This is a genomic window from Latilactobacillus sakei (assembly GCA_002953655.1).
GTDB lineage: Bacteria > Bacillota > Bacilli > Lactobacillales > Lactobacillaceae > Latilactobacillus > Latilactobacillus sakei_A.
In genome coordinates this window covers 1,599,620-1,623,681 of sequence record CP025839.1, presented here as the reverse complement: position 1 = coordinate 1,623,681, position 24,062 = coordinate 1,599,620, and the positions used below count along the sequence as shown (strand labels likewise).

Annotated in this window: 23 protein-coding genes; 18 read left to right on the top strand and 5 right to left on the bottom strand. The window is 40.7% G+C overall.

Annotation, left to right across the window (positions count from 1 at the left end; translation table 11 throughout):
• The first annotated feature begins 151 nt into the window (after positions 1 to 151).
• From C0213_08060 to C0213_08025, 8 genes are all read left to right on the top strand, one after another.
• Positions 152 to 343, top strand: a complete 192-nt coding sequence (locus C0213_08060) for a hypothetical protein (GenBank protein ID AUX12373.1) — start codon at positions 152 to 154, stop codon at positions 341 to 343.
• Positions 344 to 485: 142 nt separating this feature from the next.
• Positions 486 to 752 (top strand): phosphocarrier protein HPr, encoded by a 267-nt coding sequence (locus C0213_08055; GenBank protein AUX12372.1) that lies wholly within the window; start codon positions 486 to 488, stop codon positions 750 to 752.
• On the top strand, positions 752 to 2,476 hold the full coding sequence (gene ptsP, locus C0213_08050) for a phosphoenolpyruvate--protein phosphotransferase (GenBank protein ID AUX12371.1): 1,725 nt from the start codon (positions 752 to 754) through the stop codon (positions 2,474 to 2,476). Before C0213_08055 ends, ptsP begins: the two co-directional genes overlap by 1 nt.
• Before the next feature lie 149 nt (positions 2,477 to 2,625).
• A complete protein-coding gene (locus C0213_08045) occupies positions 2,626 to 3,066 on the top strand; it encodes a CopY/TcrY family copper transport repressor (GenBank protein AUX12370.1) in 441 nt (146 codons plus the stop codon).
• 2 nt (positions 3,067 to 3,068) lie between these two features.
• Complete coding sequence (locus C0213_08040; GenBank protein AUX12369.1) at positions 3,069 to 5,138, top strand: copper-translocating P-type ATPase; 2,070 nt, start codon at positions 3,069 to 3,071, stop codon at positions 5,136 to 5,138.
• Positions 5,139 to 5,338: 200 nt separating this feature from the next.
• Complete coding sequence (locus tag C0213_08035) at positions 5,339 to 7,555, top strand: anaerobic ribonucleoside-triphosphate reductase (GenBank protein AUX12368.1); 2,217 nt, start codon at positions 5,339 to 5,341, stop codon at positions 7,553 to 7,555.
• Positions 7,556 to 7,582: 27 nt separating this feature from the next.
• Positions 7,583 to 8,164 (top strand): anaerobic ribonucleoside-triphosphate reductase activating protein, encoded by a 582-nt coding sequence (gene nrdG / locus C0213_08030; GenBank protein AUX12367.1) that lies wholly within the window; start codon positions 7,583 to 7,585, stop codon positions 8,162 to 8,164.
• A 246-nt stretch (positions 8,165 to 8,410) separates the two neighbouring features.
• Complete coding sequence (locus C0213_08025; protein AUX12366.1) at positions 8,411 to 9,706, top strand: PTS lactose transporter subunit IIC; 1,296 nt, start codon at positions 8,411 to 8,413, stop codon at positions 9,704 to 9,706.
• A gap of 85 nt (positions 9,707 to 9,791) precedes the next feature.
• Here C0213_08025 and C0213_08020 read toward each other — a convergent pair whose 3' ends face one another.
• The 3 genes from C0213_08020 to C0213_08010 all read right to left on the bottom strand — a co-directional run bounded on the left by C0213_08020 (position 9,792) and on the right by C0213_08010 (position 12,815).
• Positions 9,792 to 10,961, bottom strand: a complete 1,170-nt coding sequence (locus C0213_08020) for a hypothetical protein (GenBank protein AUX12365.1) — start codon at positions 10,959 to 10,961, stop codon at positions 9,792 to 9,794.
• A 108-nt stretch (positions 10,962 to 11,069) separates the two neighbouring features.
• Positions 11,070 to 12,131 carry a histidine kinase gene (locus C0213_08015; protein AUX12364.1) on the bottom strand — a complete coding sequence of 354 codons (1,062 nt, stop codon included), beginning with the start codon at positions 12,129 to 12,131 and terminating at the stop codon, positions 11,070 to 11,072.
• A 9-nt stretch (positions 12,132 to 12,140) separates the two neighbouring features.
• Positions 12,141 to 12,815, bottom strand: coding sequence for a DNA-binding response regulator (locus tag C0213_08010; GenBank protein ID AUX12363.1), 675 nt, complete (start codon positions 12,813 to 12,815; stop codon positions 12,141 to 12,143).
• A gap of 139 nt (positions 12,816 to 12,954) precedes the next feature.
• Here C0213_08010 and C0213_08005 point away from each other — a divergent pair, with 139 nt between their 5' ends.
• The 7 genes from C0213_08005 (at position 12,955) to C0213_07975 (ending at position 20,099) form a co-directional block, all read left to right on the top strand.
• Entirely contained in the window at positions 12,955 to 13,731 is a 777-nt protein-coding gene (locus C0213_08005; GenBank protein AUX12362.1) for a multidrug ABC transporter ATP-binding protein, read from the top strand.
• Positions 13,709 to 15,808, top strand: coding sequence for an ABC transporter permease (locus tag C0213_08000; GenBank protein AUX12361.1), 2,100 nt, complete (start codon positions 13,709 to 13,711; stop codon positions 15,806 to 15,808). Before C0213_08005 ends, C0213_08000 begins: the two co-directional genes overlap by 23 nt.
• A gap of 17 nt (positions 15,809 to 15,825) precedes the next feature.
• Positions 15,826 to 16,611: a hypothetical protein gene (locus C0213_07995; GenBank protein AUX12360.1), complete on the top strand. Its 786-nt coding sequence runs from the start codon at positions 15,826 to 15,828 to the stop codon at positions 16,609 to 16,611.
• 128 nt (positions 16,612 to 16,739) lie between these two features.
• Complete coding sequence (locus C0213_07990) at positions 16,740 to 17,480, top strand: hypothetical protein (protein AUX12359.1); 741 nt, start codon at positions 16,740 to 16,742, stop codon at positions 17,478 to 17,480.
• Positions 17,481 to 17,804: 324 nt separating this feature from the next.
• The gene (locus tag C0213_07985; protein ID AUX12358.1) at positions 17,805 to 18,203 is read left to right on the top strand and encodes a transcriptional regulator Spx; all 399 of its coding nucleotides are present in this window, start codon (positions 17,805 to 17,807) and stop codon (positions 18,201 to 18,203) included.
• Positions 18,204 to 18,376: 173 nt separating this feature from the next.
• Positions 18,377 to 19,066, top strand: a complete 690-nt coding sequence (locus tag C0213_07980) for an adaptor protein MecA (GenBank protein AUX12357.1) — start codon at positions 18,377 to 18,379, stop codon at positions 19,064 to 19,066.
• A 16-nt stretch (positions 19,067 to 19,082) separates the two neighbouring features.
• On the top strand, positions 19,083 to 20,099 hold the full coding sequence (locus C0213_07975; protein AUX12356.1) for a hypothetical protein: 1,017 nt from the start codon (positions 19,083 to 19,085) through the stop codon (positions 20,097 to 20,099).
• 44 nt (positions 20,100 to 20,143) lie between these two features.
• Here C0213_07975 and C0213_07970 read toward each other — a convergent pair whose 3' ends face one another.
• Together C0213_07970 and C0213_07965 are read right to left on the bottom strand one after the other, a co-directional pair.
• The gene (locus C0213_07970; GenBank protein AUX12355.1) at positions 20,144 to 20,788 is read right to left on the bottom strand and encodes a dithiol-disulfide isomerase; all 645 of its coding nucleotides are present in this window, start codon (positions 20,786 to 20,788) and stop codon (positions 20,144 to 20,146) included.
• 78 nt (positions 20,789 to 20,866) lie between these two features.
• On the bottom strand, positions 20,867 to 21,448 hold the full coding sequence (locus C0213_07965; GenBank protein ID AUX12354.1) for an adenylate cyclase: 582 nt from the start codon (positions 21,446 to 21,448) through the stop codon (positions 20,867 to 20,869).
• 146 nt (positions 21,449 to 21,594) lie between these two features.
• Between C0213_07965 and C0213_07960 the strand changes: the two genes are divergently transcribed.
• The 3 genes from C0213_07960 to C0213_07950 are packed head-to-tail and all read left to right on the top strand — an operon-like array spanning position 21,595 to position 23,982.
• Positions 21,595 to 22,269 carry a GTP pyrophosphokinase gene (locus C0213_07960; GenBank protein ID AUX12353.1) on the top strand — a complete coding sequence of 225 codons (675 nt, stop codon included), beginning with the start codon at positions 21,595 to 21,597 and terminating at the stop codon, positions 22,267 to 22,269.
• Positions 22,266 to 23,072 carry an NAD(+) kinase gene (locus tag C0213_07955; protein AUX12352.1) on the top strand — a complete coding sequence of 269 codons (807 nt, stop codon included), beginning with the start codon at positions 22,266 to 22,268 and terminating at the stop codon, positions 23,070 to 23,072. The genes C0213_07960 and C0213_07955 overlap by 4 nt, the downstream gene beginning before the upstream one ends.
• A complete protein-coding gene (locus C0213_07950) occupies positions 23,062 to 23,982 on the top strand; it encodes an RluA family pseudouridine synthase (protein AUX12351.1) in 921 nt (306 codons plus the stop codon). The genes C0213_07955 and C0213_07950 overlap by 11 nt, the downstream gene beginning before the upstream one ends.
• Positions 23,983 to 24,062 lie beyond the last annotated feature (80 nt).

The window sequence follows — 24,062 nt, the reverse complement described above, 5'->3', positions numbered from 1 at the left end:
TCTCTAAAAAAAGTTGCAAGTAATCGAACTCGAAAATAAAACTTTATTTGTGGTTCGAAATTGCGTACAATTGGAAGCAGTGGCGCCACTTAAGCGATGAAAATGGGGGCACTGAAAATAATAATTAAGACGTGATAAGGGAGTGATTCAGATGGCAAGAGATTTTTTAGCGGAGATGGATGCCTTGTTAAATCACGAAAAAGAAACCATCGTTGTTGAGCATGATGAGTTTTTAGACTTTCAGAAAGTATGGGTCAATTATGACCATCGAAAAGAAATTGTAGGCGCTGCCCAACGAAATGGGCAGGTGATTTATCGCTGTTCTGAAAGCGGTATAGTGTAGACTACCATTAATTTTGTTAGCGAAACTGTTGTAGTATTTTTCAAAAAATGGTAATCTTAATATTCGAAAGGGTAGACACCATCAGTGACTACTTATTTCGGCCAAAATAAATCTATAAATAGATAAAAGGGGATCGATTAACATGGAAAAACGCGATTTTCACGTAGTAGCAGACACAGGTATCCACGCACGTCCAGCTACATTATTGGTACAAACAGCAAGCAAATTTAACTCAGATGTCAACTTAGAATACAAAGGTAAATCTGTAAACTTGAAATCAATCATGGGCGTTATGTCACTTGGTGTTGGCCAAGGCGCAGACGTTACAATTTCTGCTGAAGGTGCTGATGAAGCAGACGCAATCAACGCAATTGAAGAAACAATGAAAAAGGAAGGTTTATCTGAATAATGACTAAACTAAGAGGGATTGCTGCCAGTGATGGTATCGCTACTGCGAAAGCCTACATGTTAGTGCAACCCGATTTGTCATTTTCGAAATCAACTATTTCAGATTCAGAAAAAGAGATTAATCGTTTGCATAAGGCCTTACAAGATTCTACGAGTGATCTAGAGACCATTCGGAAGATTGCTGCTGAATCATTGGGAGAAGAAGAAGCACAAGTTTTTGACGCTCATATGATGATTTTAGCAGACCCAGAATTTACCGGCGCTATCGAAGGTAAAATCAATGATGACAAGGTTAATGCTGAGCAAGCGTTGAAAGAGGTCGCGGATTTATTCGTGGCCACTTTTGAGGCGATGACTGATAACGCATACATGCAAGAACGTGCTGCTGACATCAAAGATGTTACCAAGCGTGTTCTCAGTCATTTATTAGGTGTAACATTGCCTAACCCAGCATTAATCGATGAAGAAGTAATTGTGATTGCTCATGACTTGACACCTAGTGACACAGCCCAATTAAACGGTAAATTCGTTAAGGCTTTTGTAACTGATGTTGGTGGTCGGACGTCACATTCTGCCATTATGGCACGTTCTTTAGAAATCCCTGCAATTGTTGGGACTGAAACAGTCACACAAGATGTTAAAGCTGGCGACTTATTAATTGTCGACGGGATTAACGGTGATGTTGTTTTAGATCCGACAGATGCTGACATTGCTGAATATGATGTGAAGGCCCAAGCCTTTGCTGATCAAAAAGCAGAATGGGAAAAACTAAAGAATGAAAAGTCGGTCACTAAAGACGGCAAAACATTTACGATTGCTGCTAATATCGGAACACCTAAAGATTTAGCTGGTGTTCTTGAAAACGGCTCTGAAGCAATCGGTTTATACCGAACAGAATTCTTATATATGGATTCAGCTGAGTTACCTAGTGAAGATGACCAGTTTGAAGCTTATAAAACAGTTCTAGAAGGTATGGACGGCAAACCAGTTGTTGTGCGGACAATGGATATTGGTGGGGATAAGAAATTACCTTACTTACCATTACCAGAAGAAATGAATCCATTCTTAGGCTACCGAGCAGTTCGGATTAGTTTAGATCGTGATGATATTTTCAGAACACAATTGCGTGCCTTATTACGTGCTTCTAACTATGGTAAGTTACGGATCATGTTCCCAATGATTGCAACTGTTGCTGAATTCCGTCAAGCTAAAGGGATTCTCGAAGAAGAAAAAGCAAAATTAATTGCTGCAGGTCAAACTGTATCTGACGATTTACAAGTTGGGATGATGGTTGAAATTCCAGCCAGTGCCGTATTGGCTAACCAATTTGCTAAAGAAGTTGATTTCTTCAGTATCGGGACGAACGACTTGATTCAATACACAATGGCTGCTGATCGGATGAACGAACGTGTGTCATATCTTTACCAACCTTATAATCCAGCTATCTTACGCCTTATTAAGAACGTCATTGACGCTTCTCATAAAGAAGGTAAGTGGACTGGTATGTGTGGGGAAGCTGCCGGCGATTCAATCATGGCACCACTCCTTGTCGGGATGGGCTTAGATGAATTCTCAATGAGTGCAACTTCTGTGTTACGAGTTCGTAGTTTGATGAAACGTTTAGACACAGCCGAATTAGCTGATTTAGTTGAAACAGCTGTTAACGTCAATACAAGCAACGAAGAAAATCAAAAATTAGTCGAAGATTTTATGAAAGATCGTTAGGCTTAAACTTTTTAAAGGGTGTTAAGACAAAAGTAATTTTGTCTTAACACCCTTTTTTGATGGCCAAAAGTATTAATGATTGACAGAAGTGCTTCTTGATTGTAAACTGAACTCATGATTACAAATGTAAACGAAAGAGCGTGAACGAGATGGCAGAAAATACAAATGAAATAACGACTTCTGAATGGGAAGTCATGCGCATTGTCTGGTCACTTGGCCAAGTTAACAGTCGAGATTTAATTGATTTACTGCAACAAAAGCGTGACTGGCAAGATTCAACCATTAAAACATTGATTGGCCGCTTGGTTAAAAAGGGTTTCTTAAAAACAGAAAAAGAAGGACGTCGGTTTAACTACACCGCAACGGTTCCTGAAATTGAAGCGATGGATAATGCAACGCAAAATCTTTTTGACCACTTATGCGGTATGAAAAAAGGCCAGACGCTAGCCACCTTGATTGATCAGACGACTTTGAGTCAGGCGGATATTTTGCAATTACAGCAACGACTAACAGCTAAAGCAGCCACTGCACCAGAAAAAGTGGCTTGCGACTGTTTGCCAAATAAATGTGACTGTGAAAAGGAGGAATAACGATGAAACATGATGATATGAAGATGCACGATCATGAGATGGGGAAAATGGACATGCACGATATGCATGATATGGACCATGACCATGGCGATATGATGATGCATGGTGGGCATATGATGCACATGGGGAATTTGAAACAAAAATTCTGGGTCTCATTAGTCGCAACAATTCCGATTATTGTGTTGTCGCCTTTTATGGGGATTAAATTACCATTTCAAACCACATTTCCTGGGTCAGATTGGTTGGTGCTCTTGCTAGCCACCTTCTTGTTCTTTTACGGCGGGGCCCCCTTCTTAAAAGGTGCAAAGGGCGAATTAGCCGATAAAAATCCGGCAATGATGACGTTGATTGCGATGGGGATTACGGTATCGTACGGTTATAGTTTGTACGCCTTTATTGCTAATCACTTCTTGGCAACACAAACGCACGTGATGGATTTCTTCTGGGAGTTGGCCACGTTAATCGTTATCATGTTGTTAGGCCACTGGATTGAAATGAATGCCGTTATGAGCGCGGGCAGTGCGATGGAGAAGATGGCTGCCTTATTACCCGGTCAAGCCCAAGTCCTTGATCAAGATGGGCAGCAACATGCCGTTGATTTGAAGAATTTACAAGAAGGTCAAACCGTTTTGGTGGCAGCGGGCGAAAAAGTCCCGGCGGATGGTCTTGTGGTGAATGGTCAAAGTCAGGTCAACGAATCATTGGTGACTGGTGAAGCCAAAGCAGTCGCTAAAAAGACTGGTGACCAAGTAATCGGTGGGACAGTCAATGGCGACGGGACATTAACCGTTAAAGTCACTGGGACTGGTGAGAGTGGCTACTTAGCCCAAGTGATGAAGTTAATCAAACAGGCACAACAAGAAAAGTCAAAGGTCGAAGGTTTGGCCGATAAGGTCGCTAAATACCTTTTCTACGCAGCGTTAGTGGCTGGAATTATTGCTTTTATCAGTTGGTTTTTCTTAGCAGATTTGAATACTGCATTTGAACGAATGGTGACGGTCTTCATCATTGCTTGTCCCCATGCGCTTGGTTTGGCGATTCCATTAGTCGTAGCGCGGAGTACAGCGATTGCGGCCACTAACGGCTTATTAATCCGTAACCGCCAAGCCATTGAAGTCGCGGATCAAATTACGATGGTTTTAATGGATAAAACAGGGACATTGACGCAAGGGGCCTTTAAGGTTAATGCGGTTCAACCAACTGGCGCAATAACAAAGACTCAATTGATGGCTTATATGGGCGCTTTGGAACGCCACTCAAGTCATCCTTTGGCCACCGGGATTTTGGCTTATAATGACGCTAAAAAAATTACGATGCCCCAAGCTGAAAACGTACAAACGATTCAAGGCGTCGGGCTGACGGGCGAAATTGAAGGGCAAAACTATCAAATCGTTACGGCTGATTATCTACAAGAAAAACAAATTGCATTTGATACGGCAGCCTTTGAAACATTGGCGGCCAAAGGGAATTCCATCAGTTATTTAGTTCAAGACCAAAATGTCTTAGGATTGGTCGCTCAAGGTGATCAGTTGAAACCAGAAGCGCTGACTTTCATTAAGGCGTTGAAAAAGCACCATATTGAACCAGTGATGTTAACTGGTGATAATCAACAGGTTGCCGAAAAGGTAGCCCAACAATTGGGTGGTATGACGGTTCAAGCAAACTTGAAGCCCGAAGATAAGGAAGCACTAGTTAAAGATTATCAAGCAAAGGGCGAAGTGGTCCTAATGGTTGGCGATGGTGTCAACGACGCGCCAAGTTTGACGCGAGCTGATATTGGGATTGCGATTGGTGCGGGCACGGACGTCGCAATTGATTCCGCAGATGTCATCTTGGTCAAGAGTAACCCCAATGATATCATGCATTTCTTGAATTTAGCACATGCTACTAGTCGCAAGATGACGCAAAACCTTTGGTGGGGAGCTGGTTACAACATTTTAGCGATTCCATTGGCGGGTGGATTATTTGCCGCTTGGGGCTTAATTTTAAGTCCAGCCATTGGCGCCATCTTGATGTCGCTTTCAACAATTGTCGTGGCAATCAACGCCATGACATTAAAATTAAAAAATTAAGCAAACTTGTCAATCCTTTTTTTAACCCGGTCAGGCTAATCCTGATAAGGGCGCGGGAAAGAAAAAGTTGTGCACAATTGGCGTATACAACATACAGTTGGTATACGCCTTTTTTAATGTCTAATACACTATATATAGTTGATTGGCATCTTGAATTCGTCTATGATGGGGATAGTGATTTTTTAAAGGAGACTGGTGCAATGTTGGAAATACGTGAAGAACAAGACCCAAAAATGGATTTAGAGATTAAAGTCGTCAAACGAGACGGGCGTATTTTACCTTTTTCAGCGGATAAAATTGAACAAGCTGTCATTAAGGCTGCCAAAAACGTTAAGGATGAATTAGAACCCCTTGATTATCAAATTTTAAATTCAGTGGCAACCGATGTCGTGAGTGAAGTCGGGGCACGGTTTGATAAAGACGTTAAAATCTATGAAATTCAAAATATTGTTGAACACAAATTATTAGAACATCATCAATATGACATCGCCCAGGAATACATTAATTACCGGACACAACGGGACTTCGCCCGTAACAAAGCAACTGATATTAATTTTACAATTCAAAAATTATTGGCTAAGGATCAAACCGTGGTCAATGAAAATGCCAATAAGGATAGCCAAGTGTTTAATACACAACGGGACTTAACGGCCGGCACCGTTGCTAAGGCAATGGGGCTTAAGATGTTGCCACCTAAGGTTGCCAATGCACATCTAAAAGGTGAAATTCACTGGCATGATTTGGATTATCAACCCTACAGTCCCATGACGAACTGTTGTTTAATTGATTTTAAAGAAATGTTGAATCATGGCTTTAAGATTGGGAATGCCGAAGTTGAAGCGCCACATTCAATTCAAACGGCTACGGCCCAAATGTCACAAATCATTGCCAACGTTGCTTCTAGTCAATATGGTGGCTGTTCAGCTGATCGGGTTGATGAATTATTGGCACCTTTTGCCCAGAAGAACTACGACAAGCATTTAGCGGATGCTAAAAACTGGATTGATGGCGAAGCTAAACAAACAGCTTATGCTCAAACCAAGACTGAAAAAGATATTTATGATGCGATGCAAGCATTGGAATATGAAATCAATACTTTATATTCATCACAAGGCCAAACACCATTCACGACACTTGGCTTTGGCTTAGGGACAAGTTGGATGGAACGTGCCATTCAAAAAGCAATCTTAGAAATTCGGATTGAAGGTTTAGGTAAGGAAAAGAGAACGGCGATTTTCCCTAAACTCGTTTTTGCTGTTAAACGTGGTTTAAACTTGGCCCCAACTGATCCCAACTATGACATTAAACAACTAGCTGTTGAATGTGCAACTAAGCGGATGTACCCGGATGTTTTAATGTACGACAAGTTAGTCGAATTAACAGGTTCATTTAAGGCGCCAATGGGTTGTCGGAGTTTCTTACAAGGCTGGAAGAACGAACAAGGCCAAGAGGTCAACAGTGGCCGTATGAACTTGGGCGTTGTAACAGTTAACTTGCCACGAATTGCACTTGAAGCGGCGAGCGACCAAGCTAAGTTCTGGGAAATTTTAGAACAACGCTTGAAGGTCTGCAAGGAAGCCCTTGTCTTCAAAGTGGAACGTGCTAAGGAAGCTAAACCTGAAAACGCCCCAATTCTTTATCGTTACGGGGCTTTTGGCAAACGCTTGAAGAAAACGGATAGTGTTGATGAAGTCTTCAAGAATTCACGCGCAACCGTTTCATTGGGCTATATTGGCCTCTATGAAGTCGGTGCTGCCTTCTTTGGCCCAGATTGGGAAAAGGATGCAACTGCTAAGCAATTCACCTTAGACGTGGTTAAGGACCTCTATAACCACTGTGTTGATTGGGAAAAGGAATATGGGTATCATTTCTCAGTTTATAGCACACCTGCTGAAAGTTTAACGAATACTTTCTGCCAAAAAGATACGCAAAAGTTTGGAATTGTCGAAAACATCACGGATAAGGAATACTACACAAATAGTTTCCATTATGATGTCCGTAAGGCACCAACCCCATTTGAGAAGTTAGATTTTGAAAAAGATTATCCTAAATATTGTGCCGGTGGCTTCATTCATTATTGTGAATACCCAAATCTACGTCAAAATCCTAAGGCTTTAGAAGCTGTTTGGGATTATGCATATGACCGTGTTGGTTATTTAGGCACTAACACACCCATTGATCAATGTTTCAAGTGTGGCTTCAAGGGTGACTTTAAACCAACTGAACGGGGCTTCCAATGTCCACAATGTGGTAACACAGATCCAGCAACGTGTGACGTTGTTAAACGGACTTGCGGCTATTTAGGGAATCCCCAACAACGACCAATGGTTCACGGTCGGCATAAGGAAATTTCAAGTCGTGTCAAACATATGCACATCACGATTGGTAATGATAATAATAACGTTGCAAGACAATAAACGATTTTGAGTTAAGGAGTTTGTTTAATGGGAAATACGAAACGCGGGCCTAAGAACCCAGCACCACAAGAATGGTTATCTGAAGAACTAAGTCAGGATTATATTGCGGATTACAAACCATTTAATTTTGTTGATGGTGAAGGGGTCCGTTGTAGTTTGTATGTGAGTGGCTGCTTATTTGCCTGTCCCGGTTGTTACAATCGAATTGCCCAGAATTTTAAATATGGTCGGCCCTATACCAAAGAACTGGAAGATCAAATCATTGACGATCTTGGTCAACCGTATGTTCAAGGGTTGACGTTACTGGGGGGCGAACCTTTCTTAAATACAAAAACGTGTTTATCATTGGTTGATCGTATTCATGAGACGTACGGTCAAACCAAGGATATTTGGTCGTGGACGGGTTATACATGGGAAGAGTTAATGCTCGAGTCACCCGATAAATTAGAATTGTTATCACAAATCGATATTTTAGTTGATGGTCGTTTCATGCAAGATAAGATGGATTTAACCTTACAATTTAGAGGGAGTAGCAACCAACGTATTATTGATGTGCCGAAATCATTGGTCGCTGGGAAGCCCGTTATTTGGGATAAGTTAGTCCGTTAACTATAGATTACTAATAAAAAAATGCCGGTTTATTTTAAGCAAATGGTATATACCGTATAAATTAAAAAAGAAGCACCAACTCAAGATTACAGTGAGTTGGTGCTTCTTTTGGTTACTAGTGAAAGTCTTCCCAATTTAAGCTTTTTAGTATGGTTATTATTTGACAACGCTTACATGAGCCGTTATGATAATAATTGTAATAGCAATTATATAGGCTTTTAAATAACAGGACAGGGAGTGAGATTTATGGATTCATTTATTAGTTTCATGGAGAAACGATTCTTACCAGTTGCCGCTAAGGTTGGGAACCAAAGACACCTAATTGCCATTCGGGATGCCTTTGTCACAACAATGCCGTTGATGATTTTAGGTGCTTTTGCGACCTTACTCAATAATTTGCCAATTCCGGCATATACCAATTTTATGAATAGTGTTTTCTCAAAGACAGTTGGTACTGGCGCAGACAAAGCTTATATTTGGACTAAATTTGGGGGAAACGCTTGGAGCGGGACTTTTGCAATTTTGTCGGTCTTCATCGTTTTCCTAGTAGCCTATAACTTAGGTAAGTCTTACGACGTTAATCCGCTAGCATCAGGTGTCACAGCATTAGGGTCATTCTTTGCTGTTGGTGGCTTGGCTGGCATGGATTCAATGGGCTTATTCGTGGCCTTAATTGTCGCAATGATTTCAACTGAAATCCTCAGACGTTTATTAGGTAACAAACACTTAGTAATCAAAATGCCTGATGGGGTACCACCGGCAGTTGCTAAATCGTTTGCTGCTTTATTACCATCAATGATTACCATTTCAATTTTTGCATTATTCGCAACAATTTTATTAGGTTTTGGTATCGAAAATATCGTGACATCCTTCTACAAAGCCGTTCAAGAACCATTCCAAGGGCTTGCAAACAGCTATCCTTCAGCTTTATTATTAGCATTTATTACACCATTCTTATGGTTCTTCGGCCTACATGGTGCCAACATGATCGAACCATTCATGCAAACCATCAATGCACCTGCTATTACTGCTAACATCACAGCGATTAAAGCTGGCAAAGTAGCGCCTTACATCGTTAACAAGCCATTCTTTGATTCATTTGTTAACTTAGGTGGAACTGGCGCAACCTTAGGTTTGATTTTTGCAATCTGGTTAGTTGGTCGTAAGAATAAACAATACATGGTTGTTGGTAACTTAAGTGCCGCACCTGGTGTTTTCAATATCAACGAACCTTTAACTTTCGGGTTACCAATTGTGTTAAATCCAATCTTATTTATTCCTTATATCTTAACCCCAATGGTTTTAGTCACAATTGCGTATTTTGCAACGAGCACAGGTTTAGTACCAGCAGCCACCATCATGCCACCTTGGGTAACACCACCAATTATCGGCGGGATTATGGCAACTGTTAGTTGGCAAGGCGGGGTTTTAGCCGCAGTTAACTTACTCGTTTCAACGATTATCTACTTACCATTTATTAAAATCGCCACATCAATGGCATTAAAAGAAGAAGCAGCCCGTGAACAACAAGAAGCTGCCTAATCATTAGAGTACTAAAAAGACACCGCAAACCAAAATGACGTTGGTTGCGGTGTCTTTTTTAGCTATTTTAAGGTAACGCTCTTTTTTAATTCATGACCACTTCGCCGTTTACGATATCAACACCGCGATTGTCAGTGATTTGGCCGGCTGTTGCGTCGGTCAAATAATTAATGCTAGCACTCAGGCCAACAATTGGAGCGCTTGCTTTCGTGGTAATTGTTGAAGCGACTTCACCAGGATTTTGAGCATCCATCTGCTCAAAAATAGTGATATTAGTTTCGGGCAAATCAGTGGTGGTGACGTGAGGACTGGTCTTGTCATACTGGGTTGCGATACCTTCGCCAATTCGGACGAGTTGTTGATCATTGATGAAGAGATAGAGGTAACCGACACTATCACCACTGGCAATTGATTTTGCGGTTAACTGGTAACCAGCTTTAGTTGCCGCGGCTTGTTGCGTGGGGTAGATTGGATTTTGCTTAAGCGTCTTTTTAGAATAGTTGGCGAGCGATTGAATGGCCGACCGTTCGTAACTATCGTAGCGTTTTTGATAGAGATAACCGTCTTTGATTAGTAATTGACCACTATCGTTTGCGCTGGTAGTTGTTTTAGCAGCTACCCAAGTCCCGTTTAAACGAGGGCGGGCGGTTGGTTTAGCTTTGGGTTTTGGGGGAGTATCAGTCATAACCTGACCACGATCAAGGGTCGTATAAAGGCCATTGGTCATGTATTGCATATTGATGGCGTACAAATGATGGCCTTTAGCAATCAAGGCCTGTGGGAAGACGGTAGCGTCGGTTTGACCTTTTAAGAAAATTAACTCTGAAAGTTGTTTAATTTCAAAATTGGCACCTAGTTGTTTTAAAGTTGCGTTCACTTGATTGACGGTCATCAAATGATAATACTTTTGAAGTGGTTTTAATTGCGTTTTTTTAAGCTCCTTTTTCCACTGTTTTAAAGAAATCTGCTTGTATTGGTGGTTAGCGCTCGTTAATTGGCCTTTGGCGGTCGTCCATTTAGTTGTTTTATCAAGACTAGTAGGAGTTGCTGTTTTGAGATTGTCGTCAGGGCCATCTTCGGTCTGGTTTGAGACGACTTTTTGCACGAGGGTCCAGGTTTTGGAATCGTCGGTCAGCACCTTTTGAGTGGTTATCTGCTTAGAACTGGCCGTTGATTCGGATTTGGATTGAGGCGTGCTACAGCCGGTCGTTATTAGTACTAGTAGTACGATTGGTAAAAGGCTCGATTTGCGCATGGTTGTACTCCATTTCAATTAGTAATGCGTTTATTATAACAATTAGCGCTTAAAAATAGCGGTTAGCACGAAAATAAATTCATACCAGCCGCTTACTCTAACTAAATTTTATTCCTGATTTCTACCAAATAGTGCGCTGCCATCGGGATCATTATAGTAACTTAAAAAGGGAAATAGTAATTTGAAGGTCGCACCATTGCCAGGTGTTGAGCTGGCGTAAAGTTCGTGACCGAGTTTGTTGCTTAATGATTTAGCAAGGTAGAGGCCTAGGCCAGTTGAGCGTTGATTGGATTGGCGCCCATTTTGACCAGTGAAGCCTTTATCAAAGACGCGCGGTAAATCTTCAGCGGGAATACCGATACCAGAATCGCTGATACTGAGCCAAACACCTTGTTCATCATGCATCAAATCAATTGTGATTTGGCCATTTTGAGGGGTGTACTTCAAAGCGTTCGAGACGATTTGATTTAAGATGAAGACTAGCCACTTCGCATCAGTCAAAACAGTATGGTCTTCACCGGTTAATTTAAATTGAATCCGATTTTGGATAAAATAGTTCCGGTTTTGGCGAATGGTTTGGTTGATGAGAGGTTTCAAGGCATATTCTTGTACCAAGTAGTCTTTGGAGAAACTATCGAGTCGAGAATAGTAGAGGACTTGTTCAACATAGTGTTCGATTTGAACGAGTTCGTCAGTGAGTTGATTAAATTTTTCCTCTGGGATTTGATCTTCAATCGATTCCACTAGTAGTTGGGTTGCGGCCAAAGGAACTTTGCTTTCGTGAACCCAACTGTCAATAAAGTCTTTTTGATCTTGTTGGGCGTGCATTAAACGTTCAATACTTTGCTGGTGATAGTCCAATAGCGAATTAACGTATTTTTGGAAGTATTGTTTTTCAGCTGATGTAGCACCAGTCAGTGGCCAGTTAAGGGCGTCTTCTTTAGCGTTAAGGCGGATCTGAATTGTTCGAAACCATTTACGATGATAGAGATAAAGGCCAATTAAGAACGCACAAAAGAAAATGGTTAATAATAAATCGAGGTACATTAAGGTTTCTTTAGCAAGGCGCATGTGAGGATCTAACCACAAGACAATATCTAAGACAAACATGCCACCAAAGAAGAATACAATGTGAAATAGGTGATCGCGAATGAATTTTTTAAAGGTCATAATTACTCCTTAGGGGATGATGTAGCCTTGGCCAATTTTGGTTTGGATATAATCTTCCAAGCCGGCCTGTTCGATTTTTTTACGGAGGCGATTGATGTTGACGGTTAAGGTATTGTCGTCGACAAAGCGTTCATCGTCCCATAATGCTCGTAAGAGTTTTTCACGGCTGACGATCTGACCGTGTTGACGCATTAAGAATTGAAGTAATTTATATTCATTTTTAGAAAGGTCAACCACAGTGTCACCAACTTGGGCCCCACCACTTTGTAAATTAATGAGTAGCCCGTTATGTTCAATCACGTCGGTATTTTGATCAACGTAATTATAGGTCCGGCGTAAGAGGGCGTTGATTTTGGCGATTAGCACTTCCATTGAAAAGGGCTTGTTAACGAAATCATCACCGCCCATATTCATCGACATTACCATATCCATGTTGGTGCTGCGGCTAGAGATGAAAATAATGGGGACTTTAGAAACTTCACGAATCTTGCGACACCAATAGAAGCCGTCATAAACAGGGAGGTTGATATCGAGTAAGACTAAGTGGGGTTTATCCGTTAAAAAACGGTCAAAAATGGTATCGAAATTATCAGGGATAATGGCTTTTAACTGCCATTTCTCTAGGTTTTCGGCAATCAAGTTAGCAATTGTAGGATCATCTTCAACAATCATAATTTCAAACATAATAAGCGCTCCTCAGACATAATTATGTTCATAGTACCGATTTTTAAGTTAAAAGACAACCAACTAAGGTCTGATTAAATGGGTTTTTTAGTGAAACTCTGCTAAAATGTAAAGCAAGTTAATTCGGGAGTGTGACAAAATGACAGTGGTAGCTGTTCAACAAGTTTCTAAAGTTTACGGGCATCGCTTTAATCTAGTGAATGCGTTAAATAATATCTCGTTTGAAGTGGAAGAAGGAGAATTCGTCGGAATTATGGGACCTTCTGGGGCTGGTAAGACGACGCTTTTAAATATGATTGCGACGATTGATCGGCCCACGCACGGCCAAGTAATGATCAAGAATCAAGTTGTGACGAAAATGCGCGAGGCTAAATTAGCTAATTTTAGACGCCATGATTTAGGCTTTATTTTTCAGGACTTTAATTTACTGGATTCATTGACGGTTAAGGAGAATATTTTGTTACCGTTAGCGTTGGATAAATTAAGCGTTGCTTTAATTGAAAAGCGTTTGGCACAGGTGACACAAGTTCTCGGGATTGGCGGCTTATTAGACCGCTATCCAGATGAAATTTCAATTGGGCAACGGCAACGTGTGGCCTGTGGTCGGGCAATGATTATCAACCCAACATTGTTGTTGGCTGATGAACCGACGGGGAGTTTGGATTCAAAATCAGCGACAGAGCTTCTACGGTATTTAACAGAAATTAATCGTCAAGAGAAAACGACGATTCTATTAGTGACGCACGACGCGTTCACGGCTAGTTATTGCCGGCGAATTCTGTTTATCAAGGATGGGCAGCTATTTTCCGAGATTGTCCGCAGTGGTGATCGACAACAGTTTTTTAATCAAATCATTGATATGCAAGCAACAATTGGCGGGGGAGGTCGTTACAATGCTGTTGCGACTCCTCGTTAGAAGTACTCTTAATCGGGCCCGGGATTATGCGGCGTATTTGATGGCCTGTATTATGGCAATTGTTGTTTATTTTTGTTTCACCGCTATCAAAACCGATCCGGTATTGTCGAAATTAAAGTCGGCAGGTGAACGCTTGTTTTTTGGTGGGACGATTCAAGTTGCCAGCATTATTATCATTTTATTTACGGTCTTCTTTCTAGCGTATGCTAACTTATTCTTTATGAAAAAGCGGCGTCGAGAGGTAGGAATGCTTAGTGTGATGGGTGTTACGCGACTACAAATCAGTGGCCTATTTTTTGCCGAGAGCCTAGTGATTGGGACGATTGCGCTTTTGATTGGTTTGTTTTTCGGAATCTTTCTATCGAAATTATTTGGCATGCTGTTGTTACGGATGATGGGCATCAGTGTCGCGATTCCGTTTTTAATTTCTTGGGATGCGATTAAGCAGACGACGCTCACTTTTGGTTTACTCTTCTTGTTAACGGGGCTACTAAATAGTAGTTTAATTTTTCGCTATCAATTGGTGGATTTACTGCATCCAACTGAGTTTAGTCGTAAAACGCGCCGTCCTAATTGGTTAACGACCATCTGGGGGTTCACCGGCGTGGTCCTAATTATTGGGGGGTATTATTTAGCGGAACATATTTTTGTACTGATGCCGTCTCTGGAAAAACGTTATGGGTATGGGATTGATATTGTTTATTTAGGGGCTATTTTATGGTTTGAGATTATTGGGACACTAGCCTTTTTTCAAGCTTACACCCAGGTTTGGTTACGGATTGAACGCCATTGGAAACGGCTCTACTATCACGGGACGCATTTACTGAGCGTGACGAACTTAAGTTATCGTTTTAAGAAAAATGCGAAAACCTTGTGGATGATTACGATTTTAAGTGCCGTGACCATCACCGCGCTAGGGAGTGCTGCGATGGTGTATACGTTTAGTCAAAAAATGTTACGTGAAAATATTCCAGCAGATGTTATTTATTCTAAATATCAAAAAAAGGGTGTTGAGCGAATATTACAGGCGCATAAGGTAACGCCGCAACGCACAACCGTAACAACTTATAAGATTGTTGATGCGCAGTTTGAGTTAGCAACGCCCTTATTGAGTGATTCAATGACACGAGCAGGTGCGACGGGGGTTTTGCCAATATCACGGTATAATGCGTTGATGGCGCAACAATTTAAGTTACCGGCGACGCAGCTAAGGCCTAACGAAGCTGTTGCGATGATTGATTTACCGATGACGATGATTAAGATGCCACATCATAAACGTCTAGCGCCGGCAGATCAACCGGGGATTCCCCTCCAAATTAAACAACCGGAGCTACCTCAATTGCGGATTATTCATCTTCGGCGGCTGTTTCCTAATGGTGTGTCGGTTAATTTTTATGGCAATTTAAATATGGTAGCTGTCCCAGATCAATATTACGATCAAATCAAGTCGGCTACAATTGACCACGTTTACGCGCTTGATTTAACACCTAAACAACGCCGAAATAAAAAATTAATGCGCGCTTTTTTTAACCTATCGCAAAATACCAAAAAACAAAGCTATTTGACAGAGACTAGAAATGAAAATGGGTTTAAACGTTATCGAGTAACCACCAAAACAACCCAAAATGGATTCATGCGGACCGATTTATTGTTGCGCAAGCCCAATCAAGATCGCGCGAATGCTAACTTTGGTTTTTATATGTATATTGCTTTATTTATCGCGTTAACGTTTATGTTGGCGACTGGGAGTATCATTATGTTGAAACAATTATCAGAGGCCCAAGAGGAAATTTTGCAATATAAGACTTTAAAACGCATTGGGATGACTTATTCGGAAATTAAACGGACGATTTATTTCCAAATTCTGATAATCTTTTTGTTGCCGATTATCTTAGGGACGCTACATGCTATTTTTGCAATTCGATTATTGAGTTTGTTTTTGGATAATCCTGGGTTACAATTAGTCTATATTGTGTGTGGCATTTTTATCATGATTTATTTTGTATTCTATCTTGTGACTGCTGAAATCTACAATCGTATCGTCAACATACCGTTAAATGACGATGCACTATATTAAGCTCGGAGGAAAATTTTTTGCAATTGAGAACTTATCGTGCAACTGCGCGGCAACTATTAAAAGGCCACTGGCAGATGATGGCCACCTTAGTCATTATCTGGCTATTAGTCGAAATGGGAACCGATGCATTGTTACAAGGCTTATTCGAGACCAATTCATTTGGTTATCAAATGTTAAACACGTTTGCCAACTATTTATTCTATTTTATCTTTTTAAACGCCGTCTTTTTAGCGGCTTATAAATTAACGATTAAAAAAGAAACACGGCTTAGCGATACGTTAGTATTATTCCGACCACCGTTTTATACGCATCTAGTGATTTTGAATTTCATTCAACAGTTACTTAATTGGGCCTTAACACTGATTGGCCTAGCACCGTTTCACCAGTTAATCGGCTGGCAGCGGGTTTTCCGTTACACGTATAATGGCATCACGTCAATGGCACCTTATATTATGCAGATTAGTCAGAATCCAAAACAATATACGGCTGTGCTAGCATTCTTGTTGGTGATTCTAGCAATCACCTTCTTGCAACCATTAATTTTAATGTATTATCAAATCCTAGTACTGATTAAGTTTGATTTCCCACAGGTCTCAATGCGCATGTTACTATCCTTGTCGGTGCTTATCTTAAAAGGCCACTGGCTAAAATTATTGGGATTAGGCTTATCGTTTATTGGCTGGGAATTATTGGTCTACTTGACGGCTGGCATCGGGTTTATCTGGTTCTATCCTTATTTGATTGTCAGTGTGACAGCCTTTTATCAAGATATCAAACAACAGCGGATTCAAATTATTCAATAAAAAGAAGGACTGGCATATAGGCCAGTCCTTTTTATATATTAAAAAAAGGTCATAATTAATCATCAAGGGTGCATTATGAGGGTGCAGTGAGCTACTATAGAAGAAGATAGAAAGGTGGTTCATTTAAAATGCAATTAACAGTTTTAGGATATTATGGTGGCTATCCATATGCCGGTGTCGGTACAAGTAGTTATCTCTTAACAAGTGGCGATTATCATTTATTACTTGATTGCGGGAGTGGCGCACTCTTAGCACTTGAAAAAGAATTTGATCCACTACAATTAGATGCTGTTTTATTGACGCATTATCACCACGATCACATCGCAGATGTCGGCGTTTTACAATATTACTGGCAACTACAAGCGGGGCAAAAGAAAGAACCTATCTTGCCAATTTACGGGCATTTACAAGACCCATTGCACTTTGGTAGCTTAACGTTACCAAACGTGACGCAAGGCTTTGGTTATCAGGAGGATACAACGTTACAACTTGGTCCTTTGAAAGTCACTTTCAAACGGACTGAACATCCAGTGCCCGCATTTGCGGTGCGGATTGAAGAAGAAGCAACCGGTAAGGTTTTAGTCTTTACCGCGGATACGGCGTATTTCCCAGGGTTAGCTGAGTTCTGCCAAGGTGCGGATTTATTGATGACTGATACTAACTTCTTGGCCGAACGCACAGGGAAGATGGCGCACATGACGACAACGCAATCAGCGAACCTGGCACAAAGCAGCGATGTTAAACAGTTGTTATTGACCCACTTACCACAAGCTGTTTCGCCAGAGACTTTATTGGCACAGGCTAAAACGGTTATCACAACAATTCCAGTGACAATTGCCCAACAGGGTTTGACAATTAAAATAGACTAGGTTAGAATAGGTCATGTTGTTAGCTTACAAAAAATAAGTTAAATATCATGAGAACAGTTTGCAAATATAATTTTTTTTAAATGGTAAAGATAATTTTAAAAAAAGAATAATAAGCTTAAAGTGTGATATAGGTTGATTGAAACGCTTTTATTATACATTATAGAACTATTAGTCTAATAAAAATTATTAATATTTAATTAGAAATTAAGGAAATTAACTAGTTTTTAGTAGTGATTTCGCGTATAATAAGTTCTTGTAAGAGAGAATGGGACTGGGATGAGATTGTTTAACCCGGTTCTCATAAAAGGTAAAGGAGAGAGACATATGGTTACATTATATACTTCACCAAGTTGTACATCTTGTCGTAAAGCTCGTGCGTGGTTAAAGGAACATAACATTCCATTTAAAGAACGCAATATTTTTTCGGAGCCTCTCAATAAAAATGAAATTAAAACCATTTTGCGAATGACTGAGGACGGCACTGAAGAGATTATTTCAACGCGTTCTAAGATTTTCCAACAATTGAATATTAAAATTGATGATTTATCTGTTAATGAATTATTGGATCTTGTTCAAGAAAACCCTGGTCTATTAAGACGACCAATTATCTTGGATGAAAAACGACTTCAAGTCGGGTATAACGAAGATGAAATTCGCCGTTTCTTACCACGCGAAGTACGGGCACTAGAATTACAACAAGCACAATTAATGGCAGGATTCTAACGAAGAGTCGAGGTGGATACCTCGACTTTTTTAGTAGCAAACTAAATTCGTCTCTTTTTTCGCATGGAAATGGTTTGATACTTGAATGTTGTGGCCGATACTGGTATGGTAAAGCAAAGAGTAGGATACTGTGTGGACTAACTAAATAGTCTAAGAGAAAGGGGCGTTGTCCCATGAGAATGGAAAAAATCGATGAAAACACAATTCGTGTTTTATTGGAGAATGATGATCTAGAAGAGCGTGGTATTACTGGACTCGATTTATTGAGCAACCATAAAAAAATCGAGCGCTTCTTTTACTCAATCCTAGAAGAAGTTGATCAAGATCACGTCTTTGCCAATAATGACGCGGTTACTTTCCAAGTTTTACCTAATGAACAGGGATTAGAATTGTTAATTAGTAAAAATTTATCTAATCTTGATTTGAGTAAAGCACAATCAGAAATGGTTCAGGGTAAAGATGGTATTACGGAATATATTAAGGATCAACTGTTAAAGCGGGATACAGCATCTGCTGAAGATGATGAAGAGGAAGATGAAATCGAATCTTATTTAAATCAAGCTGATAATCCAACCAAACAAGTTGTTTTGGGGTTTGATACATTTGAAGATTGGATTGCCTTAGCACAACAGTTGCACATCGAAAGTGGTGTTTCGAACCTCTTTGTTTATAAACACCAATATTACGCGCAATTAGTGTTCTTCTTAGAAAATACAACGGAAACATTTGTCCAAGATGATTTAGCAGTTGCTAATGAATTTGGTCATAAAACAAATTACACAGCCGATTTCTTAAGTGAATACGGGCAAAAAGTTATGGAAAATAGCGCATTGGAATTAACGCGTTACTATTTTAAGGATTAGTTAAAAAAGCCAGTTGATGAATAATCAACTGGCTTTTTTCGTACTTTTTCTTGGGGTGGTTTTGATGAAGGTTGCTTTGAATCGTGCTGGTCAGTTGGTGCATGCTAGGGATGCTTTTTTACTTGAGAGTGGGCAGTATTTTTGCCCGCAGTGTCAAAAACCAGTTCAACTCAAAGGTGGTCAGCAGACGGTTCCTTATTTTGCGCATCAAACTAAAGCCGGCGGTGGCGAGAGTGATGCGCATCAAGCTGGTAAAGCCGCGATTGCAGCACTTGCTAGTGTGATGGGGTGGCAGGCGACTTTTGAGCTAGTGGTTAATCCTGATCAGAGAGCCGATGTTTATCTTACAAAGGCCAATTGTGAGTCACAAGTGATTGAGTATCAATGTAGTCCACTGACTCCGATGCAATTATCGAAGCGAACGCAGGGCTATCATGCAAGTGGCTTGGCAGTTACTTGGATAGTTGGCGATCGGTTCCGTTTCAAAACACGTCATCTTAGTCGGCAGCAATTAGCCTTTTTAAATTATCGTCCGGCTTGGGGGTTTTATCTTTTTTGTTACAGCACACAATTGCACTGTTGGGTCTTGCAACACCATGTCGTTGCGCTTGAATTTCAAGGGTATCAGTGGCGAACGCAATACTTTAAACCTCATCAATTAGTCGCATTTTTAAGTGAAAATAGTTTGTTAAAACCGATTAATATTCAGAAGAGGTCACTTGATTGGCAGCGAATGCGGCTGGCACAACGCCTAAATTTGCGGGATGAGCGCTTCGTGCGCTTACAGCAGCTTTGTTACCAGCAAGGAAAATTGCTACAAAACGCACCGGATTGGTGTTTTTATCAATTTGCAGTGCCGCCACTTTACCAACGAAATCAATTTGAAAGTCGTTTAAAATGGTGGTTAGCTGATCAACCTTTAGCCGCATTTTCACAGTTTTGTCCCGTATTATTGCAACCACTAATCGAACAGTCTGCTTTTCAAAATTGGCCGTTGCGCCAACTTCGACAGGGTTTACGAGCTAAAAAATAAGCGTCCAAGGTTGTTTAGCATCTTGGACGCTTATGGCATGCTGATTATGACAGTACGCGAAAGGCGATTTTAGTCACATTAGCCTTATGTTTTTGTAATTTTTGGTACGTGTCTTCAGGACTCACTCCCTGAGAACAGACCTCCTTCAAGAGGTCGTAAGAATCACAATTTTCAATCAATAGACCGGCTTCTGAGTCATCTTTAGAATAGTCAAAAGCAACGGCTGATGGTGTCATTTTAATATTCATTTCGCAAGCAAGTTGTTGATCCGAATCAAAAACTTGTTTGGTTAAATCGCTATGCCAGTCTTCAAGTAACATTTCAGTATCTAGGTGAACTTTTTCTGCAATCTCTAAGACCAATTTTGTATCAAGTTTAGTATCAGGTTTTTGAAAAACTTGTTGGAGCTGCATCAAAAATGCTTGGCTCTTCTTGCTGCCTTGGAAGGTTGCGGCCTTATAAGCTAAGACCGCTTCATAAATTGTACTAAAAACGTGATTTCTTAGGTCTAAGTCACGTCGATTTAAATTTTGAAATTGCATATAACGTTCAACGTTTTGTAGGTTGAGGACGGGTATAAACTTGAAATGGATATTCATATCAGCCTCATCAATGATTTTTAAAAGTGCCTTTTCGGATTGTAAGCAACGTTGGCCGATCGGGTTAATATATAAAAACACTTCTAACAAAATGGTTCCCCCAAACTTAAGTCTCGTATTGAAAAGCTCTTGTATTACTTTAACAAATTTTTTTGGATTTGCAATTAATTAGCTTTGATGATTTCTAGCACGTTGAATCTTATTGAGTGGCGCGGTTTGTGCTAGTTTGAAGCGCTTAATGATATCTTGAAAGAAGGCTTTGGCGAGTGCTACGTCGTCAAATTCTAGTTCTAATTCGTAGTCAGCGGCCTGATCAGGGTAGGTTGTTTGATCCAAGGTTAGACGACCACTGGCAAGCGTTAGAACTTGCCGCTTAGTAGTGGCTTGTCCCCAGATAAAAAGGGCTGACCAATCAATCCCGATTGCTTCTAGATACTTAGCAATTTGCTGATCGGGATGAATGGTTTGTTGGTCAATCAAATGCTGTGCGGTGGCTAATGGCATTGTATCTGTAATCTCCAATAAGGTACGAGTCGCACCAGCTTGGGGGACTTTCAGTGTCTGTTCTGCATGATCTTGGTAAAGACGAGTTCGTAACCCCATATGTCGGCGTTGTAACTCATTTTGTGGTAGTTCGTAGTAATAATTAGTCTGGGTAAAAGGTGTCGGCCATGGATAAGCGGCTTGCAGTTGTTTAAATTGTTGTTCAGTGAGACTGACTTTAAATTCACGTTCAATGGTCTGAGTCATTTAATAACCTGCCTTTTGAGAATAAGACTATCCTAGCATAAATTTGAAAACTTGTAATTGTATTTGATTTGGGAGGAATGCTATCTATTCTTTTCCAATATATGTTAAAATAATGCTGTATGTGACAGATTGAATGAGGGGTTATTATGGTCGAAAATTGGAAAAAATTCCTGATGCCTTATGAACAAGCCGTTAGTGAATTGAAAATAAAATTACGTGGTATGCGTAAACAATATCAACAAAATAATGAACATGCCCCAATCGAATTTGTAACGGGCCGGGTCAAACCGATTGATAGTATCAAGGAGAAAATGCAACGGCGGTATATCACAGAAGATTTATTGGAACAAGATATGCAAGATATTGCTGGGTTACGAATTATGTGTCAGTTCGTCGAGGATATCCACGAAATTGTGGGTCTATTACACCAACGAACCGATATGAAGATTATCGAGGAACGCGACTACGTTTCAAACGTTAAACCTAGTGGTTATCGTTCATATCACATTGTGGTGGAATACCCCGTGCAATTGATTAGTGGTGAAAAATTGATCTTGGCAGAAATTCAGATTCGGACAATGTCGATGAATTTCTGGGCAACGATTGAACATTCACTCAATTATAAATACCAAGGGGAATTCCCTGAAACCTTGAAAGCACGTTTAAAACGGGCAGCCGAAGCGTCATTTATGTTAGATAAAGAAATGTCTGAAATTCGCGAAGAAATTCAAGAAGCACAACAACTCTTTTCATATGGCAAGTGGCAGAGTGCTTTGGAAAAGGCAACTGAAAATGATTCTGAAGGAGATGCCCCAGATTGAGAATAACGGTATATAGCAATGACGGCAGCTCTTCTCGACAAGTGGCTGATAAACTGACCAATAAGTTAATTAACAACGGTTTTACGATGGACGCGCAAACACCAGAAGTGGTGATTTCAGTGGGTGGTGATGGGACGTTATTGTCTGCTTTTCACCGCTATGCCGATGCGCTAGATCAAATCCGCTTTATCGGGGTCCATACAGGGCACCTGGGTTTTTATACGGATTGGCGGGATTTTGAAGTTGATGATTTAGTGGTCGCTTTACAAGAAGATTTGGGTCAGAGTATTAGTTATCCGTTACTCGAAGTTAAGATTACCTATGCTGATACCAACGAAGTCCAACACTTCTTGGCATTGAATGAAGTGACGTTGCGGCGTTACGCGGCAACCTTGCGGACTGATGTTTATATCAAAGAGAACTTTTTTGAAAGCTTCCGTGGCGATGGGCTATGTGTTTCGACACCAACCGGCTCAACGGCTTATGGGAAATCAATTGGTGGTGCAGTCTTACATCCACGCTTAGAAGCGATGCAATTGACTGAAATTGCGTCGATTAATAATCGGGTTTACCGGACGCTGGCCGCACCAATTGTGTTGCCTTCTGATGAGTGGTTACTATTAAAACCCTCACGCACCAGCGATTACGTTGTGACGATTGATCAGTTTACGTTTAAGGACCGACCAATTGAATCAATGCAATTTAAAATTGCAAAAGAAAGAATACAGTTTGCACGTTATCGACACACCCACTTCTGGGACCGTGTCGAAGATGCATTTATTGGGTCAAAACATGAAATTTGAGTGGCAATACACAGACAGCGAAGGCTGCATTTTACGAAATTTTTTAAGACGACATGCTATCTCACGAAGTCAGCTATCGAAAATCAAATTTTCAGGTGGCCAGATCTTGGTGAATGGGCAAGAAGCGCATACCAACATCAGATTAGTTCAAAATGATGTGGTGACGGTTTATCTTGCCCCAGAAGTGGCGGTGGAACACGTCATCCCAGTCAAGGGTGATTTAAAGATTGCCTATGAAGATGATCATTTCCTGATTATTGATAAACCAGCCTTTGTCGCTTCGCTACCGGCTCCCAATCATCCAAACAATACGATGGCGAATTTCGTTAAGCAATACTTGATTGATGAACAAGCAGAAAGTTTAGCGGTGCACGTTGTGACGCGTTTGGATCGTGATACGAGTGGCTTGATGATGTTCACTAAACACGGTTTTGCGCATAGTTTGTTAGATCGACAATTACAATCTAAAGAATTACAAAAGACGTATATCGCAATTGCTAGTGGCGATATGCGCAAAGATTTACCGCAACATGCGTGGATTGATCGTCCGATTAAACGCTCGGAAGAGTTTTACATGCGGCGAGTGGTCGGTGAGGGTGGTAAGCGCTCATTGACCGAGTATTGGCAAGCCGCTCACGGTGACGGGGCCACACTCGTTAAATTAAAGTTACTAACAGGGCGGACGCACCAGATTCGGGTTCACTTTGCGTCGTTAGGTCATTCGTTAATCGGGGATAACCTCTATGGTGAATCTGATGATTTATTACCGCGCCAAGCACTCCATTGCCGCCAATTGACGTTCTATCACCCATTTGAAGAACGAACAATTACGGTGAAGAGTCCGGTGCCCGCTGATTTTAGCGCCGTTTTAGCGCAACGCCAGTTTGATTTTGATGAAACCACACTTTAATAACTGTTAAAAGACCGTGATTTAGCGGTCTTTTTTGGCGCTTAATTTTAATAAAAAAACCTTAAACTTCTAAATTAAGT

What these genes read in the sequence shown, in the direction of transcription:
- C0213_08060 (AUX12373.1), top strand. Translation starts at nt 152, where the DNA reads ATGGCAAGAGATTTTTTAGCGGAGATGGATGCCTTGTTAAATCACGAA.
- C0213_08055 (AUX12372.1), top strand. Translation starts at nt 486, where the DNA reads ATGGAAAAACGCGATTTTCACGTAGTAGCAGACACAGGTATCCACGCA.
- ptsP (AUX12371.1), top strand. Translation starts at nt 752, where the DNA reads ATGACTAAACTAAGAGGGATTGCTGCCAGTGATGGTATCGCTACTGCG.
- C0213_08045 (AUX12370.1), top strand. Translation starts at nt 2,626, where the DNA reads ATGGCAGAAAATACAAATGAAATAACGACTTCTGAATGGGAAGTCATG.
- C0213_08040 (AUX12369.1), top strand. Translation starts at nt 3,069, where the DNA reads ATGAAACATGATGATATGAAGATGCACGATCATGAGATGGGGAAAATG.
- C0213_08035 (AUX12368.1), top strand. Translation starts at nt 5,339, where the DNA reads ATGTTGGAAATACGTGAAGAACAAGACCCAAAAATGGATTTAGAGATT.
- nrdG (AUX12367.1), top strand. Translation starts at nt 7,583, where the DNA reads ATGGGAAATACGAAACGCGGGCCTAAGAACCCAGCACCACAAGAATGG.
- C0213_08025 (AUX12366.1), top strand. Translation starts at nt 8,411, where the DNA reads ATGGATTCATTTATTAGTTTCATGGAGAAACGATTCTTACCAGTTGCC.
- C0213_08020 (AUX12365.1), bottom strand. Translation starts at nt 10,961, where the DNA reads ATGCGCAAATCGAGCCTTTTACCAATCGTACTACTAGTACTAATAACG.
- C0213_08015 (AUX12364.1), bottom strand. Translation starts at nt 12,131, where the DNA reads ATGACCTTTAAAAAATTCATTCGCGATCACCTATTTCACATTGTATTC.
- C0213_08010 (AUX12363.1), bottom strand. Translation starts at nt 12,815, where the DNA reads ATGTTTGAAATTATGATTGTTGAAGATGATCCTACAATTGCTAACTTG.
- C0213_08005 (AUX12362.1), top strand. Translation starts at nt 12,955, where the DNA reads ATGACAGTGGTAGCTGTTCAACAAGTTTCTAAAGTTTACGGGCATCGC.
- C0213_08000 (AUX12361.1), top strand. Translation starts at nt 13,709, where the DNA reads ATGCTGTTGCGACTCCTCGTTAGAAGTACTCTTAATCGGGCCCGGGAT.
- C0213_07990 (AUX12359.1), top strand. Translation starts at nt 16,740, where the DNA reads ATGCAATTAACAGTTTTAGGATATTATGGTGGCTATCCATATGCCGGT.
- C0213_07985 (AUX12358.1), top strand. Translation starts at nt 17,805, where the DNA reads ATGGTTACATTATATACTTCACCAAGTTGTACATCTTGTCGTAAAGCT.
- C0213_07980 (AUX12357.1), top strand. Translation starts at nt 18,377, where the DNA reads ATGAGAATGGAAAAAATCGATGAAAACACAATTCGTGTTTTATTGGAG.
- C0213_07975 (AUX12356.1), top strand. Translation starts at nt 19,083, where the DNA reads ATGAATAATCAACTGGCTTTTTTCGTACTTTTTCTTGGGGTGGTTTTG.
- C0213_07965 (AUX12354.1), bottom strand. Translation starts at nt 21,448, where the DNA reads ATGACTCAGACCATTGAACGTGAATTTAAAGTCAGTCTCACTGAACAA.
- C0213_07960 (AUX12353.1), top strand. Translation starts at nt 21,595, where the DNA reads ATGGTCGAAAATTGGAAAAAATTCCTGATGCCTTATGAACAAGCCGTT.
- C0213_07950 (AUX12351.1), top strand. Translation starts at nt 23,062, where the DNA reads ATGAAATTTGAGTGGCAATACACAGACAGCGAAGGCTGCATTTTACGA.